This window comes from Myxosarcina sp. GI1(2024) (genome assembly GCF_053543375.1).
In genome coordinates this window covers 850272-868055 of sequence record NZ_JBKGTY010000001.1, presented here as the reverse complement: position 1 = coordinate 868055, position 17784 = coordinate 850272, and the positions used below count along the sequence as shown (strand labels likewise).

Genomic DNA, 17784 nt, shown 5'->3' with positions numbered 1-17784 from the left:
TACACACTGGACAAGCATGACGCTTTTGCGTTGGTATGGAGAAACTGAGCGTCAAGTAGAAATTACTACAGGATTAGCTGTTTGGTATCATACTGGACTGCCTGTTGTTCCGATTCGCTGGATTTTAGTCCGCGATCCTTTGGGCAAATTTAAGACTCAGGCTTTGCTGTGTACTAATTCCAAATATCAACCCCAGCAAATCTTAGAATGGTTTACACGTCGTTGGCAAATGGAAGTAACCTTTGAAGAAGCTAGAAGACATTTGGGTCTAGAAACTCAACGCCAATGGTCAAATTTAGCCATTGCACGCACTACTCCTCTTATTTTGGGGCTATTTTCTCTGGTTACTCTTTTAGCTCATCATTTACAAACCGATTTTACTTGGACTACTAGACAAAAAAGTTGGTATGTCAAATCTCTGCCTACTTTTTCTGATGCCTTAGCTCTGGTGCGTCGATTTCTCTGGGCTAGCAGTTTTTCCATGTCATCTAATCCTGCTGACATCGTAAAAGTCCCTCGTTCTTTATTCAACCGTTTGAGAGATCTTGCTATTTATGCTGCTTGATTGGATAAAGTCGAGCTAAGAAAAAAGAAGTTGTGGTTAACCTAAATAATTAAGCGATCGCCAAGTCTGCTTAATTCACGATCGCGCAAGATTAATTTAACTGACCATTTCAACCGTTTTTAACAATATTTCTATATACTTTTCTGTAGCTTTTTGATGATTACCTTTCATTCTTTCATCTTTAAGACTCTCTAGGTTATCTGGAGCTCCGTGCACGCACCAATAACATACCTTATTTTTTGAACAACCAATAAACAACCAATAAGATTAGCAATTTCTTGCTGTGTTTTGCCGTCATTAATTAAAAAGTAATAGGATTAAAATTCTCTCTCTAATATCTCCATTTGCTTCTCTTTTTAAAGCTTTTTGTAGTTTTTCTTTTTGCTCTAATGTCAGATGGTTTCTGGCTGGCATCTTTAGTCGCGATCGCTTGCTTTTAGTTTTGCTATTATACCCAATCTAAATGCTCAACAGCTTATCGAGACTCCAAAAGCTAAAGTCATCAATAATTGTATATTTTTGATTTGCTTAATCACACCTTTAATTCCTTTCGTGGTACGTTAAAAATTGAAGATTATACTAAAAGTTACAAAACCGAGTGTAACGTTAATGTAGTTTTAATAATTTAAGTTCTTTTATCTAGCATCACATAAGATAGTAAATTTTGATTCTCAATACTTTTTCAATAAATAATTGCCTTAGAAAAAGAACATAAAGTACTATTTTTTATCAAGGCTCGTCTTTTTAACCAAATTGAGTTTTAGTGTAGATAGTCATGAATGCAACTGATGTAGATTCAAGTAGTTTTTCTAAATCTAACCGAATAAACTTTAAAGAGCTTTTCTTAGCCACAGCAGTTATCGGCTTATCTGCTCTCTTGCCTGCCTGTAAAAACAACCAAACAGTTAATAACCAGACTCCGGACCCCGTGCCAGTTAAGTTTGCCACTCTAGAAACAGAAAGGATCGTAGAAGCCTCAGAATTTGTAGGTAGATTAGAAGCGGTAGATCAAGCAGAGATTAAATCAGAGATTCAAGGTCAGGTAAAACAAATTTTAGTTGAATCTGGACAGAACATTGAGGCGGGGCAGGTACTGCTCGAGCTCAAACCAGACCAAACCGTATCTCAGGTTGAAAGTGCTCGGGCAGCCGTAAATATTGCCGAGTCCAATCGCGATACTGCATTAGAACAACTCAAAGTTGCCGGGGCAAATCGGGACACCGCACAATCTGAGGTAAATCTGGCCAAAACTAATTTTGAACGAGCCAAGTTTCTCTTAGAAGGAGGTGTAATTGGAGAATTCGATTACGACCGAGCCGCACAAGATTTGGAAGCCAAGCAAAATAACCTAAGTTCTGCTAACAATGCGGTAGCAGCTGCTAAGGCAGCGATTTCCCAAGCCGAGGCGAATATCGCTCAGGCACGAGCACAGTTAGATGAAGCTCAAGTCAGCGTTAATTTTAAAAAAATTAAGGCACCAATTAGTGGAGTTTTAGACGACATTCCAGTAGATATCGGCGATTATGTCAGTACGGGAGAAACGGTTGCCAAAATCGCTCGCAACAATGCTTTGGATTTACGAATTTCAGTTCCTTCTAACCGAAGAAAGCAATTAAAAGCTGGATTACCAGTCGAACTTATCGATCCCACGACTAAGACAACTCTCGCTCGAGGCAGTATTAACTTTATTGCGCCAACGGTAGATCCTTCATCTCAGGTTATTTTGACTAAGGCTCGTTTCTCTGACGAGAATGGCTCCCTCAGAGACGGACAATACGTGCAAGCTCGAGTGATCTGGAATACCGAGCCTGGAATTACGATCCCCACGATAGCCGTCTCGCGTCAAAGCGGCAAAGACTTTGTCTACCTTGCAGACGAAATTACCAACGACGCCGGAGAAACTAAACCAATCGTGCGTTTGCATCCCGTAGAGTTGGGAGCTCTTCAGGATACTAGTTATCAGGTGATTGATGGTTTAGAAGCTGGCGATCGGGTGGCTACCTCTAATATTCTCAAGCTACAGAATATGACTCCCGTTCAACCCGATTCCAATACCACTACCAGTCAAAATCAAATATAAATTAATATTACAGTCGCGCTATAGTCATGGTCATTTTGTCAATTGCCTCCAATTTTATTAAGCGACCGGTTCTGACCACAGTTTGTACGATCGTAATCTTGTTGGTAGGTGGTGTTTGTATTCCTCTGCTGCCAATTAACTATCTGCCCGACATTTCTCCGATTAACATTCAGGTGAATTCATCCTATACGGGAGCAGATGTAGAAACGGTGGAGAATACCGTAACGACAATCCTCGAGCGAGAGATTAACGGTGTGGAGGATATGGACTATATGACCTCCCAAAGCTACGCTGGAACTAGCTCGATTTCCGTTTATTTTCCCTCTAACACGGATAAAAATATCAACCAGGTCAACGTTCAAAACCGGGTGGCTACCGCGCTGCCACAGCTGCCAGCACCAGTTCAGCAGCTGGGAGTCTCTACTAAAGCGGCTTCAACCAGTATCCTGCAAATTATTGGCTTCTATGCAGAAAACGGAGAATACGACAGCCTGTTTATTAGCAACTATATCGACCTCAATATTATCGACCTGATCAAGCGAGTTCCTGGAGTAGGGGATGCGATCGTGTTCGGACAGAAGCAAACCGCCATGAGAATTTGGTTAGATCCTTCTGCCCTAGCTAGTCGGGAGCTTACCACCCTGGATGTTGTTGGTGCCCTCAAATCGCAAAACATCGTGGTCGGTGCTGGGTCGATTGGACAAGAGCCGATACCTGAGGGGCAATCGATTGAATTACCAGTGCGAATTCAAGGAAGGTTTGAGAATGCTGCAGAATTTGAAGAGTTAGTACTCAAAGTTGCTGATGATGGTACTTTAATCAAAGTTAAAGATATTGGAAGAGCCGAATTGGGTGCCGAAAACTATTTTAGTAATGCTCGTGTAAACGGTCGAGAAGGCTCGGGTATAGGTATTTATCAGCTGCCGGGAAGTAATGCCATAGATGTGGCAGCTAATATTGCTGAGCTGATGGACGGTCTGCGTCAGGGTTTTCCCCCTGGGTTAAAAGATGTAGTGGTATATGACACCACGGCATTTATTAATGTTTCGATTAAGGAAGTATTTATCACTCTCCTCCAAGCTGTGGGGTTGGTTGTTCTGATTATCTTTGTCTTCTTACAAGACTGGCGTACGACGATTATTCCTGCTGTAGCGATCCCGGTTGCTCTGGTTGGAGCTTTAGCTTTTGCCCTGATTTTAGGATTCTCGCTCAATAGTTTAACTCTCTTTGGCTTGATTCTGGCTACTGGTTTGGTGGTCGATGATGCGATCGTAGTTGTGGAAGCCGTAACTGCCAAAATGGAGCAGGGAATGACGGCGAAACAGGCATCGTTTGCAGCAATGGAGGAACTATCGGGTGCGGTCATTTCAACATCTCTAGTTTTATTGGCGGTGTTCGTTCCAGTAGCCTTCTTCCCAGGAACTACTGGTGCTCTCTATCAGCAATTTGCTCTGGTGATTGCCTTTGCGGTAATCGTTTCTACATTTAACGCTTTAAGCTTTAGCCCTAGTATGTCAGCAATTTTGCTCCGCCCTCAGCGCAGAAGTCGCGGTCCACTGGGATGGTTTTTCGATAAATTCAATGGGGCTAATGACTGGATTTTGGCGCGATACCAACAACTTGTAGGATTTTTGATTCGACTTCGTTACCTGGTGATGGCAGTCTTTGCGGCGGGTTTGGTACTGACGATATATATGTTCGGCATCGTGCCTTCGGGGTTCGTACCGGTCGAAGATCAAGGTGCTTTACTAGGAGTCGTTCAGGCACCGGATGGAGTGGCGCTCAACTATACCGATAAAATACTAGATCGGGTTGAGACGATTTTGCAAGACACACCAGAGATCGAGCATACCTTTACCGCTAGTGGTTCGGGATTTGAGGGGAATGGACCCAATCAGGGAATATTCTTTGCCAATCTCAAACATTGGGACGAGCGTACCGCTAGCGAACAAGATGCTCTCAGTCTCGCCGCTAAATTAAATCAAAAGTTTGCCCAAATTCAAGAGGGAATCGTAGCTATCTTTGCACCACCTACAATTCCGGGATTTAGTAGTACGGGAGAATTAGAATTACAATTACAAGACCGTACGGGAGGACGGTTTACGTTCGATGACTTTCTGGCTAATGCCAATGAGATTTTAGCTCAAGCCAATGCCAAACCAGCAATTGCTTTGGCTAGAACTCAATTTACTGCAGGTACCCCCCAACTAGAGATCGATATTAACCGCAACCAGCTTGCCGCACTCAATATTGATTTTCAAGAGGCAATGCAAACCATCGGGACGGCGATTGGCTCTGCCTATGTCAACGATTTTACTTTAGGGACTCGGAGCTATAAAGTATACGTACAGGCAGAGGGAGATTATCGCAATACTCCCGACGATTTGGGAAAATTTTACGTGCGATCGCGCACCGGAAACATGGTGCCCATTAGCGATCTGGCGACTATTACTCCCATTACCGGTCCTCAGATCGTGACCCACTACAATGGATTTCGCTCGATTAAGCTGCAGGCGACACCCAGCTCCAGTAGCGGGGAGGCGATCGCGGCAATGGATGAAGCGGTAGAAGCTGCTGCTCTACCTGGTATCGCCAGTGATTGGATCGGGTTGGCTAAAGAGGAAATCGCTGCAGGTAGTTTGGGAGCACTGATCTTCCTCTTCGGAATTATCATGGTGTTTCTCACTCTTTCAGCGCAGTACGAAAGTTACGTCGACCCCATTATTATTCTGCTTACCGTACCTTCAGCGATGTTAGGCGCGTTGCTCTTTATCTTCGCCAGAGGACTAATTAATGATGTCTATGCCAATGTCGCCTTAGTCATGTTGATCGGACTGGCAAGTAAAAACGCGATTTTGATTGTTGAGTTTGCCAATCAAGCGCGAGGGGAAGGAATGAGTATTATCAAAGCGGCGCAGAGAGCTGCTGAAGAACGTTTCCGCCCGATTTTAATGACGGCAGTTTCTTCACTGGTCGGCTTTTTTCCCTTGGTAATTGCCACTGGTGCGGGTTCAGCTTCTCGGATTTCTATCGGTACTACTTTATTTGGCGGTCTACTAATTTCTACTGTACTGAGCTTTCTCTTCGTTCCAGTGCTCTATGTGGTCATTAAGGGTATAGAAGCTCAGTTCCTAGGAGGCAAGGGACCTAAGGGACCGAGTAAAGATGATGACGGAGGGGGGTCTCCAACCCCCGGTTCTCCTCCCGCTCCTGAATCCCTAGCCAAACCCGATAATGTCAATGGTAATGTCTCTGATTCAGAGGTGGACTCTGAAAGGAAGACCGAGCCCAGGGTCCCTACTCCCAAGCGTTTCGAGCGAGGTGATAATTTAGCCTAAACTATCGAGCACTTTAGATTTGGCTCGATGCTTGCGAGGTATGACGCTATGAATGGAAAAAAAATCTTTTTTGCCGGAATTATTACTGCACTAATAGGTGCGGGACTTGGTTTTGTTATAGCGAAACTGGCTGAGCCACCATACACCAGCAAATACTATCGTAATCTAGACCGAGTCTACGTCATCGTCTGCGGCACCGGAGGTTTGTTGTTTGGCATGAGTCAAGAGGCTCTCCGACAATTAAAAGTAGAACGGGATTTAGAAGAAATGAAAAAACGGCAAAAGTATGAGAAAAACAACGAAGATAATACCTTCGAAGAATAATGTCTTGGGTAGTAAAGTCCTTCAAGGATTCGCTCACAATCGATACGATCGATTATTAACTGCTTTAATTCTCTATTTTGTCAGCAGACCACTTTGGCAAGATTCAGCCTGGAGTGTACCAATCTCCTGGGGATTAACTCTGATAATTATTGCGATCGCGATCGGTGGCGGATTCATACAACGAGGCCGGAAACTTCAGTTCTTAATCTTAGCCGGTCTGGCTTTTCTAACTCAATTAGTTGGTTTTATAGAGATTCCCGAAGAATGGGCTCTTTCAACCCTGGAAGAAAATCGCTCGCTCGTCTTGATGATAATTAGCCTGGGTATCGTGACCAATGCATTATTTCTGCTCGCTGCCGTCTCTTCGATTACAACCCAATTATTTTTGGAGCGAGTTACGAAAGACACGATCGAGGGTGGAATTTGTGGCTACCTACTCATCGGTCTTCTTTGGAGTTTGCTCTACAATTTGTCGACATTATGGGACAGTAATTCTATAATCTCGACTTGTGAAGCTTGCCAGTTGGACTTATTGTATTTTAGTTTTACGACTCTTTCTACCTTGGGTTATGGAGATACAATTCCCGTTACCACCTGGACGAGAATGCTAGCCAACTTAGAGGCGATCGCTGGACTGATGTATCCTACGATTTTTATCGCTCGCCTTGTCGGTCTTTACAGTCGCGGTGAAAATTGACATACTCCGCGACCTAATATGAAGAGACTGTGTTTGACAATGAAGCAAAAATTATTTCCCCTACTTTTCCAGAACTTGAGCTAACCGTTAACGAAGTTTTGGCGATTGAGTGAGAGTATTGTTTACCTGAGCGATCGATGTCTATCTAACTTTATTTTTCGTGCAATTTGCCACGACATAAGATGTGAAAGCTGTAAAGTCGCGCCGCACTCTTTCTGTAATATTTCTCTGATATTTTCAAATAAAGACTTTCTCGCATGAGTATCCAGCATGATATAAGGCGATAGAGTGCTAAGAAGGGTAAGATATTCATCTAAACTGTAAGTCACTTCACAAACAAGCTCTTCACTTTGCCAAACATCATAGTAACCAGAATTGTCTACTGCTCGAACAATCTGGTTTAAATTACTGCTATGGGTAGCAATTGACTGATATTCAATCTTAGGTGCATAGGTTTGATAAATTTTTTGAAGAGATTTATAGAGACCTAGTTCGATTTGAGGCGGAGTATTCCAAAGCAGGATTAAAAATCCATTATCTTTCAAAGCTGCTGCCGTTTTTTGATATTTAACTTGGGGATCGAGCCAGTGAAAAGAAGTAGCAGCAAGAACGGCATCAAATTTTTGACCGTCTAATTCCCAAGCTTCAAAACTAGTATTGATAATTTCTACCTGAGGATATTCACGGCAATTTTGTTTGGCTAGCTGACAAGCTTCATAACTCGGTTCGAGACATACTAGCGACCAGCCCAATTTAGCTAAGGAAACTGTAGCAGTTCCAGGTCCACAACCTAATTCTAAAACTGTCGAACTTGAAGTTAAATTAGTTAATTGCTTGACGAGATCGCACACAGTTTGATGATAGCGTGGTCTGGTGCGATGGTAAGCATCGGCAACACTACTGTACCAGCTTTCTCTTTGTTGGCGACTATAGTTATCGGCGATCTCTCGGTACATACTGTACCATGGTTCTTTGTTATCTATGTTTTTCATAGGCTCTAGTCTAGGTTATGATGTATTTAGATTGGGATAGACTAAACACAAAAAAATTTAAAAACGCCCTTTCCAGTGCTCGAGGAAGAACGATTTCGTAGTAATCCTGTTGGCTTAGAATATTTTATTATTTGTGGCTTGGGTAGCTTAGGGCAACATTGTATTGTTTCCTTAACCGAATTTGGAGTCAAAATTGTTGCCATCGAGCGGCAACTACCCATCGCTTGGGAAATTGAATCTTTAAAAGATTTATTAGATGAGTTAATTATTGGCGACTGTCGCCATAATGAGACCTTGCGTCGAGCTCAGATTCACAAGTGTCGCGCCGCATTAATTGTCACTACAGACGAGCGCGTGAATGTAGAAACGGCGCTCGCCATTCGTCAGTTAAATCCTGGAACTCGCTTGGTAGTTAGGTCGGGTAAGACCAACCTCAATCAATTATTAGCTCGACAACTAGGTAATTATATCGCCTTCGAGCCGACAGAATTGTCTACGGCGGCATTTACCCTAGCAGCTTTAGGTACGGAGATTTTGGGCTTCTTCGAGCTTGAGGGACAAATTTGGCAAGTAGTTCGCAGACAAATCTCAATTGAAGACCTCTGGTGCGAGCGCTCGATTATCAGTTTAGAAAATAACTATCGGCGAATTTTGGCTCATAGCGATGGCGACAGTAGCTCTAAACTCAAGTTTGCCACTTGGAATGCTGGCAATTTAGTTCGGGCTGGCGATACGATAATTTATCTCAAAATTGCCAATGATTTTGACCGTCGGTTTTACACTAACTCTTTCGAACCAACTGCGACGAGAACTAAAAATCAATTAGAGCAACTAACGGCTTGGTTAAACAATATATCTCGCTTTTTTACTCAACTAAATTTTCGCCAACAAATTCAAAGAGTAGCTCTAGTTAACGCAATTATTATTGTCATTTTACTAATTGTCGGGACGGTTTTGTTTAGCTGGTACGATCCCGAAATTACTAGTCTTTCGGCTTTTTTAGCGACTGCAGTGTTACTGCTAGGGGGATATGGCGATCTCTTTGCCGAATTAGAAGATATAAGCTCGATACCCTGGTGGATTCGCTTGTTTAGCTTGATACTAACCCTGGTAGGTACGGTTTTTGTTGGGGTAATCTATGCTTTGCTAATTGAAACTTTTCTCTCTTCTCGCTTTGAATTTACCAAACATCCCCCGCCTCTGCCTCGGCAAGATCATATCGCGATCGTAGGGATGGGACAAACCGGTCAAAAAGTTCGAGCTTTGTTAACTAAATTTCACCAACAAGTGGTAGGAATTACTTTCGAACCGAGTTTTTATCGACAATTTGCCGATGAAATGCCTTTAATTCTTGGCAATTTAGAAACTGCATTGAACGCGGCTAATCTATTTAAAGCTAAAAGTCTGGTCATCGTTACCGACGACGAGATTCTTAACTTAGAAACCGCACTAATGGCAAGAGCGAGCGTACCCCAGCTCAATCTAGTTCTCAGAACTTCAGGAATTCGCATCGCTCGACATCTCAACAACTTATTGCCAAATACCCAGATTGTGGGAGTTTATGAGGTAGCAGCAGCAGCTTTTGCCGGTGCAGCTTTTGGCGAAAATATTCTCGATCTGTTTCGCTTGAGGGACAGTACCATCTTAGTGACAGAATATCAGATCGAAGCAGAAGACACCCTGCACGGATTATTACTCGCCGATGTTGCCTATGGTTATGGAGTCGTACCCATCGTGTATCAACAACCCAACCGAGCTTCGGTGTTATTACCACTAGACGAACCTCCTTTAAAACCAGGCGATCGCTTAGTTATCTTAGCCACTATCGATGGATTGCGTCGTATCGAACGAGGACAACTCGAGCGACAAGCCAAACAGTGGCAAATTAGAATCGAAAAAGTGCTCATTGCCGATGCGATTTTTGAAGGAGCCAATGCGATCGCTAGAATTACGGGATGCAGCTTAGCTCTAGCCAGAGCCACAATGAATGACCTGCCTCAAACTCTTTCGGTTCGGCTCTATCAACCTCAAGCACGAAGGTTAGTTGCAGAATTAAAAAAAGCTTTGGTCGTATCTCATTTATTGACTCAAAGTTAATTGCCCTCGAACTATCCCATAACTTTGTCGGGCTCCCGATTTTTAAACTCGATTCTCGTTGGTTCTACGGGACTTCGCATTCACAGTTTCAGCCGCGCAAAAACTTCTCGCAGCACCCTGGCAGAATCCCGTAATTGTTTTTCTTCCGATTCACTGAGCAGTAGATTAACCGTTTTAAGTATGCCTTTTTCGTTGACAACCCTAGGAAAACCCAGACAGATATCATGAAGATCGTACAGTCCATCCATCAAACTACTGACGGTAAGTACGCGCTCCTGACTGCGTAAAATAGCTTTAGTTATATCGGTTACTGCCAATCCAATTCCATAAGAGGTGTATCCCTTGCGCTTAATGATCTCATAAGCAGCATTTTTTACTTGCTCGAAAATAGCAGTTAAATCTTCTCGTTCGGCAGCAGCCAGGTTTTCCCAGTCATTGGGAACTAATTTCATCCCAGCTATATTTGCCGTACTCCAGACTGGAACTTCGCTATCTCCATGTTCGCCAATAATATAAGCATGAACGCTGCGAGCATCGATATCTAACTTTTTAGAGAGTAAAGAACGAAAGCGACCCGTATCGAGTACCGTACCCGAACCAATTACCCTCGAACTGGGAAATCCAGAGATTTTCAGAGTTGCATAGGTCATGATGTCTACTGGATTGGTGACAATCAATAAAATAGCATCGGGACAATACTTGACCACATCACCGAGAATACTTTTAAAAATGGCAATATTTCGTTCTAATAAATTTAAGCGATTTTCTCCTGGCTTTTGTGCCGTTCCGGCAGTAATAATTACTAAGTCCGCATTTTGTCCCACATCGGCTACGGTTCCTGCTTTGAGGTCAGTAGGAGCAATAAAAGACATACCGTGAACTAAGTCCATTACTTCCCCCTCGACTTTATCCTTGGCTAAGTCTTGAAGAATCAATTCATCAAAGCAGTCTTGAATTAACAGGGAATAAGCACAAGCCAGTCCCACTTGTCCTACGCCGATAATGACACCTTTGCGGGGACGGAGAGGAGCGGGTTTTTCTGCTTCTGGGTTAGTAGTAAATAATCGTTTCAACATAATAATTAAGTACCTGGTAGATCGCGCAAGGATTGAGATAGGTGGTAGCGATCGCCCAAACCACGCAGTAGAGGTCCTCGTTCGGTAAATTCCACGATGCTGACCGAAGCCACGGGCATCAAAATGCGATCGCGATAGCGACCGACATCGATCCCCAGTAGAGAACACAGCATAATACGAATAGTTGCTTTGTGAGAAACTACTAAGACATTACCATCATCATAAGTTCGTTCGATCTCTTCTAAGACGGCGCTACTGCGACGAGCAATATCGATACCTTTTTCCCCACCGGGAGGCGAGTTCCAACCGGGATCGGCTAACCAACGGACGTATTCATCGTGAAACTCGCGATTAACTTCCTCTGGGGTTTTACCTTCCCATTTACCATAGGCAATTTCTTTCAATCCATCCCGAAGTTGCAGATCCATGCCAATTAGATTGCACAAAGGTTTGGCGGTCTCGATCGTCCGCCAGAGAGGACTACAAAAAATAGCCGTCCAAGGGAGCGATTTGTATGCAACGGCAAAATCCTCTGCCATCCGGATCCCTTCTGGGGTCAACTCAACATCTAGGGTTCCGCAGTAACCTCCTGTTTTACTGGCTGTAGTTTCTCCATGGCGCAGAAAATAGATAGTTAAGCTCATGAGTTAGTAATTTTTAAATAGTTTAGATTCAGGCAAAAAAAACAAGGAGAATAAACTACATCAAAATCAAAGGAACGAGAGGATAACGGTCTATATGTCCTACTTTTTGCTAATCCCAAACCTTTTCAAGTTCTCCACGCTCGATTTTTTCGTAGATTAGCGTTCTGACTAACTCAAGTTCTTCAAAACTTACTTTTTTATCGCCACGTATTACATTTTTAATGGTTTCAAATTCTCCTACGGTTAGCTTGCCATCTTCTGTGGCACGTTCGATTATCGCTTTAAGTTTCTCGAGTTCTTGGAGTTCTTCGGGAGTAGGTTCTCGATCCTGGGAGCTGGAAATTTCCATAGTATAGTTTGGAGTTAGTTTGGTTTGCTTGTTTGTCGAACCAGGCTAATTTTTAGTTTAAGAGTACTTTAATCGAAATTTGCCTGTTTTTCATTTTTAAGTTTTTTAAAACCAGGATTACAATTAAAACCAAGGTATTTTATCCTGTCTTCAGGAGTGAACGAAAAAAACAGTGGAAGAACTTTCAACAAATCGATTGACAGAAGCCACAACGTTTCTGAACTTCGATTCACTCATTACTCATTACTTAAAAACCATCTCATTCCGTTTTTACCACAGAAAATTTCACTCACCCCATCCTCAGTTACTTAGAGGACGGGGATTAAAGCGCTTGTATGCCTGCGGCGTGCTTATCTATACCTGCAGAACAGCATCGGTCGGATCGTATTTTTGGATGGCAATCGGTACGGCTTGGGCTTGCCAAATCTGGTCACAGTATTGGCGAATGGCGCGATCGCTGGAAAATTTACCCATCCGCGCAACGTTGAGAATTGACATTCTCGTCCAGTTTTCTCGCTCTCGATAAGCCGCTCCTACTCGATCCTGACATTCAACGTAGGATTGATAATCGGCGAGGAGTAAGAAAGGATCGTCATAGAGAAGATTATCGACAATTGGTCGAAAAATATTGGTATCTCCACGAGCAAAGAAACCAGAGGCAATTAAATCGATAACTGCTTTGAGTTCCTCATTATTTTGGTAATAATCCCAAGGATTGTAGCCTTGAGACTTCAATTGGTTGACTTCATCAGAGGTTAAGCCAAATAAAAAGAAATTTTCAGCCCCAACTTCTTGGCGAATTTCGACATTAGCACCGTCGAGAGTGCCGATAGTTAACGCGCCATTGAGAGCAAACTTCATGTTTCCCGTACCCGAAGCTTCTTTTCCCGCCATTGAAATTTGTTCGGATAAATCTGCTGCGGGATAGACTCGCTGACCTAAAGTAACATTGTAGTCGGGTAAAAAGACTACTTTGAGGCGTTCTCTCACGTCGGGATCTTGGTTGACTACCTCGCCTACGGAGTTAATCAATTTGATAATTAACTTCGCCATAAAATAACCCGGTGCGGCTTTGCCCCCAAAAAAGAAAGTGCGAGGGGTAATCTGTAAATCGGGATTTCGTTTGAGACGATTGTAGAGAGTGATGATATACAGTACGTTGAGATGCTGGCGTTTGTATTCGTGGATGCGTTTGACCTGAATGTCGAATAAGCTCTCGGGATTGACCGCGATCCCCGTTTGTTCTTGGGTATAATCTGCCAGTTCTCGTTTGACGGCTAATTTGGTTTCCCGCCACTGTTGATGAAAATTCCCATCTTCGGCTAAAGGTTCGAGTTGCTTGATTTCTTCTAGATGATTAATCCAGCGCTCGCCTATTTTATCGCTAATCAGTTTACTCAATCTAGGATTACTCAATACCATCCAGCGACGGGGAGTCACCCCATTGGTTTTGTTACTGAATTTTTGGGGAAAGAGTTGATAAAAATCTTTAAGTACGGTTTGTTTTAACAGTTCGGTGTGTAGTTCGGCAACACCGTTAATCGCATAGGAACCGACACAAGCTAAATGAGCCATGCGGACGTATTTCCCGCCACTCTCGTCGATTAAAGACAGTCGGTTCAACTTTTCTGTATTGTTGGGATACTTAATTCTGACTCGTTCGAGAAATCGCTGGTTGATTTCGTAAATAATTTCTAGGTGTCGGGGTAGAAGACGACCGAAAATTTCTAAGGACCATTTTTCTAGGGCTTCTGGCAAAAGAGTATGGTTGGTAAAAGCAAAAGTCTTAGTCGTAATCTCCCAGGCTTTATCCCAGTTTAAATGGTGCTCGTCAACTAGCAAGCGCATTAACTCTGCTACGCCAATCGAAGGATGGGTATCGTTGAGCTGAGCGGTAAACTTGTCGGCAAAAGTTTCGATGCGATCGCCATCGAGCGTGTGAATGCGAATCATGTCTTGCAGAGAACAAGACACGAAGAAATATTGCTGTTTTAACCTGAGTTCTTTACCCGCAACTAATTCGTCATTGGGATAGAGAACTTTGGTCAGATTTTCCGAACCAACTTTGGCATCGACTGCACCGTAGTAGTCGCCGCTGTTAAAGCGAAAAAAATCAAAAGATTCAGTAGCTTCTGCCGTCCAGAGGCGCATGGTGTTGGCGGTATTGACTTTGTAGCCCAGAATTGGTGTATCGTAAGGAATTCCCTTAACTACATAATCGGGTACCCAACGCACTCGGTAGTTACCCCGCTCGTCGGTATAGGCTTCGGTGTAGCCGCCAAATTTGACTTCGACCGACGACTCGGGACGGGCTATTTCCCAGGGATTGCCATGTTGTAGCCACTTATCGGTAATTTCTACCTGCCAGCCGTCGCGAATTTCTTGATCGAAGATACCGTATTCGTAACGGATACCATAGCCGATGGCGGGAATTTGCAAACTAGCTAGAGAGTCCATATAGCAAGCCGCCAAACGCCCCAAACCGCCATTACCCAAACCGGGTTCTTCTTCCTGGTCGATCAATTCTGTTAAATTCAGTCCCGATTCTTCTACTGCTTGAAGAACTCGCTCGTAAATTCCCAGGCAAATTAAATTATTAGCCAAATGAGGTCCGACGAGAAATTCGGCTGAAAAATAGCAAACCACCCGGACATTCTTTTGGAGATAGGTTTGGGTCGTGGCAATCCAGCGTTGAAATAGGCGATCGCGGATGGTGTAAGCCAGTGCCATGTAGTAATCATTGAAGGTAGCAATACCGGGAAATTTTCCCTGGAGGTAAAACAGGTTATCGGCGATCGCTCTTCTTAAAGTGGTCGTCTCTAACCCGGTGCGATCGTCTTCTGTGAGGATGGCGCTAGTTGTTAGTTTATCTTCAGATATGGTCATGACTCGCTCCTAAAAAATTCTACAATTCCTTGCTTAATAAGGCCACTTCCAATGAACCATTTCCGGTCTATCCATGCCTTCAGAACGAGCATAAGCCAGACTGTCGATAATTTCGTTTCTCATCCGTTCTCTCACGTAGGCGGCACGAGAACCCAGTTGGGGAACGCGCTCGATTACGTCAATCACCAAGTTAAAGCGGTCTATCTGGTTGAGAATAGCTAGTTCTAAAGGTGTATTGATATTGCCTTTTTCCTTGTAACCCCGTACGTGAATTCGCTCTTGTTTGGTACGACGATAGGCTAACTTGTGAATTAACCAAGGATAGCCGTGGAAGTTAAAGATTACGGGTTTATCGGCGGTAAAGAGAATGTCGAACTCTTGATTGGATAAACCGTGGGGATGTTCGGTTTCTGTCTGTAGGCGATACAAATCGACCACGTTAACAAAGCGCACTTTTAGTTCGGGAAATTCTTCGCGTAAAATAGCCGTAGCTGCCAGCGATTCCATGGTGGGAATGTCGCCGCAGCAAGCCATAACTACATCAGGCTCGTCTGGTTCTTTGCCACAGTCGTCGTTACTCGCCCATTCCCAAATGCCAATGCCTTTGGTGCAGTGCTTAATCGCCTCTTCCATAGTGAGATATTGCAGGTGCATCTGTTTGTCAGCGACGATCAGATTTACATAGTCTTTGCTTCGCAAACAATGGTCGGCAACCGAAAGCAAACAGTTGGCATCGGGAGGAAAATAGATCCTAGTGACATCGGCACTTTTATTGGTGACTAAATCGACAAAACCGGGATCTTGATGGGAAAAACCATTGTGGTCTTGTCGCCAGACTACCGAAGAAAGCATCAGATTGAGGGAAGAAACCGAAGCACGCCATTTCACGTGATTTTTGCAGATATCCAGCCATTTAGCGTGTTGGTTAAACATCGAGTCGATGACGTGAGCGAAGGCTTCATAGGTGTGGAAAAAGCCATGTCTTCCGGTCAGCAAGTAACCTTCTAGCCACCCTTCTAAAGTATGTTCGCTCAACATCTCCATCACTCTACCGTCGGGAGACAGCATGCCACCATCTTCATCTTCTGGTAAATAGTCTGCCATCCAGGTTTTTTTCGAAACCTCGTAGATATCTGCCAGGCGGTTAGAAGCAGTTTCATCGGGTCCAAACACCCGGAAGTTGGTCATGTTGCGCTTCATCACATCCCGCAAGAATTTTCCCAGTACTCTGGTATTTTCTACTTCTACCGTCCCCGGTTTATCCATGGTTACGGCGTAGTCGCGAAAGTCGGGTAATTTTAAATCTTTGCGTAATAGACCCCCATTTGCTGCTGGATTGGCACTCATTCGTTTGGTGCCCACGGGAGCTAATGCTTTTAACTCGGGGATTAATTTGCCGTTGGCATCAAATAGCTCCTCTGGTTTGTAGCTTTTCATCCACTCTTCGAGAAGTTTGACGTGTTCGGGGTTGGAGTGCATACCACCCATGGGAACTTGGTGCGCTCGCCAATAACCTTCAACTTTATGTCCGTCTATGGTTTCGGGTCCCGTCCAGCCTTTAGGAGTGCGCAGAATAATCATCGGCCAACGGGGACGGAAGGCTTTATTCTGAGTGCGGGCTTCTTGCTGGATTTCGCGAATTTTGACGATGCACTCTTCCATGGTGGCAGCCATTTTTTGGTGCATTACTTTGGGATCTGAGCCTTCGACCACATAGGGAGTATAGCCATACCCCTTAAACAAGTCATTTAACTCTTCAGAACTAATACGAGACAGAATCGTCGGGTTGGCAATTTTATAGCCATTGAGGTTGAGTATGGGCAGCACCGCTCCATCCTGAACGGGATTGAGAAATTTATTGGAGTGCCAGGCGGTTGCTAGGGGACCGGTTTCGGCTTCGCCGTCTCCGACCACACAAGCGGCAATCAAGTCGGGATGGTCGTAAACTGCACCGTAAGCATGGGATACGCTATAGCCTAACTCTCCTCCTTCGTGAATCGAACCTGGAGTCTCTGGAGTACAGTGACTGCCGATATAGCCGGGGAAAGAAAATTCCTTGAAGAACTTCTGCATCCCCTCGACATCTTCACTCTTTTCCGGATAAATTTCCGAATAAGTTCCTTCTAAATATACGGGTCCTAATACCCCAGGGGCACCGTGTCCCGGTCCTGCTAGAAAAATTGCGTTCAGGTCGTATTTTTTAATTAGTCGATTGAGATGGATATAGGTAAAGCTTAGGGCTGGCGAAGCTCCCCAATGTCCCAGTAGCCGGTTTTTTATATGTTCGGGTTTTAAAGTTTCTTTCAGCAAGGGGTTATCGCGCAGATAAATCATCCCCACCGCCAGATAATTGCAAGCGCGCCAGTAAGCATCGATTTGGTCTAACTCTTCGGCACTTAAAATCTGTTTCGATTCTGAAGTTTCCCTAGATGTGGCAACCATAAGTCTTTTCCCGATTTGAAGAGTATTAAAGAGCGCTTGCGCTCTTTACTTTTCAGCATGAGCGGCAAATGTTAAGTCCTAGTTAAAAGCAAATAAAATTAAGGCGATCGATAGAAAATTTAATAAACCAGCGAATTTGTAACTCGACCCAAACTCATCATTCTCGAATCTCGAATGAGCGACTAACAATTTTTTTAAACCTACATCAATGTAATTTTAATGTCATCTTTACCTTTTTATTGTTAGGTTCTGTTGACGTAAAGAGGCAAAGATGAGAAAGTACCTGAAGTTGCT

The 17784-nt window shown here is 43.8% G+C and carries 11 protein-coding genes and 2 pseudogenes; 6 read left to right on the top strand and 7 right to left on the bottom strand.

Features of this window, described 5'->3' with window-relative positions; all coding sequences use genetic code 11:
• Positions 1-565 (top strand): annotated as a pseudogene (locus ACLFKQ_RS04240) (IS701 family transposase); the annotation flags it as partial.
• 108 nt (positions 566-673) lie between these two features.
• Here the strand turns inward: ACLFKQ_RS04240 and ACLFKQ_RS04235 are convergent.
• Positions 674-979: pseudogene (locus ACLFKQ_RS04235) on the bottom strand (IS630 family transposase); the annotation flags it as partial.
• Positions 980-1340: 361 nt separating this feature from the next.
• Between ACLFKQ_RS04235 and ACLFKQ_RS04230 the strand changes: the two are divergent.
• From ACLFKQ_RS04230 to ACLFKQ_RS04215, 4 genes are read left to right on the top strand one after another with little or no spacing between them, the layout of a single operon-like run.
• Positions 1341-2645 (top strand): efflux RND transporter periplasmic adaptor subunit, encoded by a 1305-nt coding sequence (locus tag ACLFKQ_RS04230; RefSeq protein WP_448998626.1) that lies wholly within the window; start codon positions 1341-1343, stop codon positions 2643-2645.
• Between the two features lie 26 nt (positions 2646-2671).
• On the top strand, positions 2672-5983 hold the full coding sequence (locus ACLFKQ_RS04225) for an efflux RND transporter permease subunit (RefSeq protein ID WP_448998625.1): 3312 nt from the start codon (positions 2672-2674) through the stop codon (positions 5981-5983).
• Between the two features lie 48 nt (positions 5984-6031).
• Positions 6032-6307, top strand: a complete 276-nt coding sequence (locus tag ACLFKQ_RS04220; RefSeq protein WP_448998624.1) for a hypothetical protein — start codon at positions 6032-6034, stop codon at positions 6305-6307.
• A 4-nt stretch (positions 6308-6311) separates the two neighbouring features.
• On the top strand, positions 6312-7004 hold the full coding sequence (locus tag ACLFKQ_RS04215) for a potassium channel family protein (RefSeq protein WP_448998623.1): 693 nt from the start codon (positions 6312-6314) through the stop codon (positions 7002-7004).
• A gap of 122 nt (positions 7005-7126) precedes the next feature.
• On the opposite strand, the gene ACLFKQ_RS04210 is transcribed toward ACLFKQ_RS04215, so the two are convergent.
• Entirely contained in the window at positions 7127-7996 is an 870-nt protein-coding gene (locus ACLFKQ_RS04210) for a class I SAM-dependent methyltransferase (protein ID WP_448998622.1), read from the bottom strand.
• Positions 7997-8071: 75 nt separating this feature from the next.
• Here ACLFKQ_RS04210 and ACLFKQ_RS04205 point away from each other — a divergent pair, with 75 nt between their 5' ends.
• Positions 8072-10093: a potassium channel family protein gene (locus ACLFKQ_RS04205; RefSeq protein ID WP_448998621.1), complete on the top strand. Its 2022-nt coding sequence runs from the start codon at positions 8072-8074 to the stop codon at positions 10091-10093.
• Between the two features lie 80 nt (positions 10094-10173).
• Here the strand turns inward: ACLFKQ_RS04205 and ACLFKQ_RS04200 are convergent, their stop codons facing one another.
• The 5 genes from ACLFKQ_RS04200 to ACLFKQ_RS04180 all read right to left on the bottom strand — a co-directional run bounded on the left by ACLFKQ_RS04200 (position 10174) and on the right by ACLFKQ_RS04180 (position 17490).
• A complete protein-coding gene (locus ACLFKQ_RS04200; RefSeq protein ID WP_448998620.1) occupies positions 10174-11169 on the bottom strand; it encodes an L-lactate dehydrogenase in 996 nt (331 codons plus the stop codon).
• Between the two features lie 5 nt (positions 11170-11174).
• Positions 11175-11813, bottom strand: a complete 639-nt coding sequence (locus tag ACLFKQ_RS04195) for a histidine phosphatase family protein (RefSeq protein WP_448998619.1) — start codon at positions 11811-11813, stop codon at positions 11175-11177.
• Positions 11814-11922: 109 nt separating this feature from the next.
• Positions 11923-12162: a hypothetical protein gene (locus tag ACLFKQ_RS04190; RefSeq protein ID WP_448998618.1), complete on the bottom strand. Its 240-nt coding sequence runs from the start codon at positions 12160-12162 to the stop codon at positions 11923-11925.
• A gap of 354 nt (positions 12163-12516) precedes the next feature.
• A complete protein-coding gene (locus ACLFKQ_RS04185; RefSeq protein WP_448998617.1) occupies positions 12517-15048 on the bottom strand; it encodes a glycogen/starch/alpha-glucan phosphorylase in 2532 nt (843 codons plus the stop codon).
• 33 nt (positions 15049-15081) lie between these two features.
• Positions 15082-17490: a phosphoketolase family protein gene (locus ACLFKQ_RS04180; RefSeq protein WP_448998616.1), complete on the bottom strand. Its 2409-nt coding sequence runs from the start codon at positions 17488-17490 to the stop codon at positions 15082-15084.
• Positions 17491-17784 lie beyond the last annotated feature (294 nt).

What these genes read in the sequence shown, in the direction of transcription:
- ACLFKQ_RS04180 (WP_448998616.1), bottom strand. Translation starts at nt 17,490, where the DNA reads ATGGTTGCCACATCTAGGGAAACTTCAGAATCGAAACAGATTTTAAGT.
- ACLFKQ_RS04225 (WP_448998625.1), top strand. Translation starts at nt 2,672, where the DNA reads ATGGTCATTTTGTCAATTGCCTCCAATTTTATTAAGCGACCGGTTCTG.
- ACLFKQ_RS04190 (WP_448998618.1), bottom strand. Translation starts at nt 12,162, where the DNA reads ATGGAAATTTCCAGCTCCCAGGATCGAGAACCTACTCCCGAAGAACTC.
- ACLFKQ_RS04195 (WP_448998619.1), bottom strand. Translation starts at nt 11,813, where the DNA reads ATGAGCTTAACTATCTATTTTCTGCGCCATGGAGAAACTACAGCCAGT.
- ACLFKQ_RS04210 (WP_448998622.1), bottom strand. Translation starts at nt 7,996, where the DNA reads ATGAAAAACATAGATAACAAAGAACCATGGTACAGTATGTACCGAGAG.
- ACLFKQ_RS04220 (WP_448998624.1), top strand. Translation starts at nt 6,032, where the DNA reads ATGAATGGAAAAAAAATCTTTTTTGCCGGAATTATTACTGCACTAATA.
- ACLFKQ_RS04200 (WP_448998620.1), bottom strand. Translation starts at nt 11,169, where the DNA reads ATGTTGAAACGATTATTTACTACTAACCCAGAAGCAGAAAAACCCGCT.
- ACLFKQ_RS04230 (WP_448998626.1), top strand. Translation starts at nt 1,341, where the DNA reads ATGAATGCAACTGATGTAGATTCAAGTAGTTTTTCTAAATCTAACCGA.
- ACLFKQ_RS04185 (WP_448998617.1), bottom strand. Translation starts at nt 15,048, where the DNA reads ATGACCATATCTGAAGATAAACTAACAACTAGCGCCATCCTCACAGAA.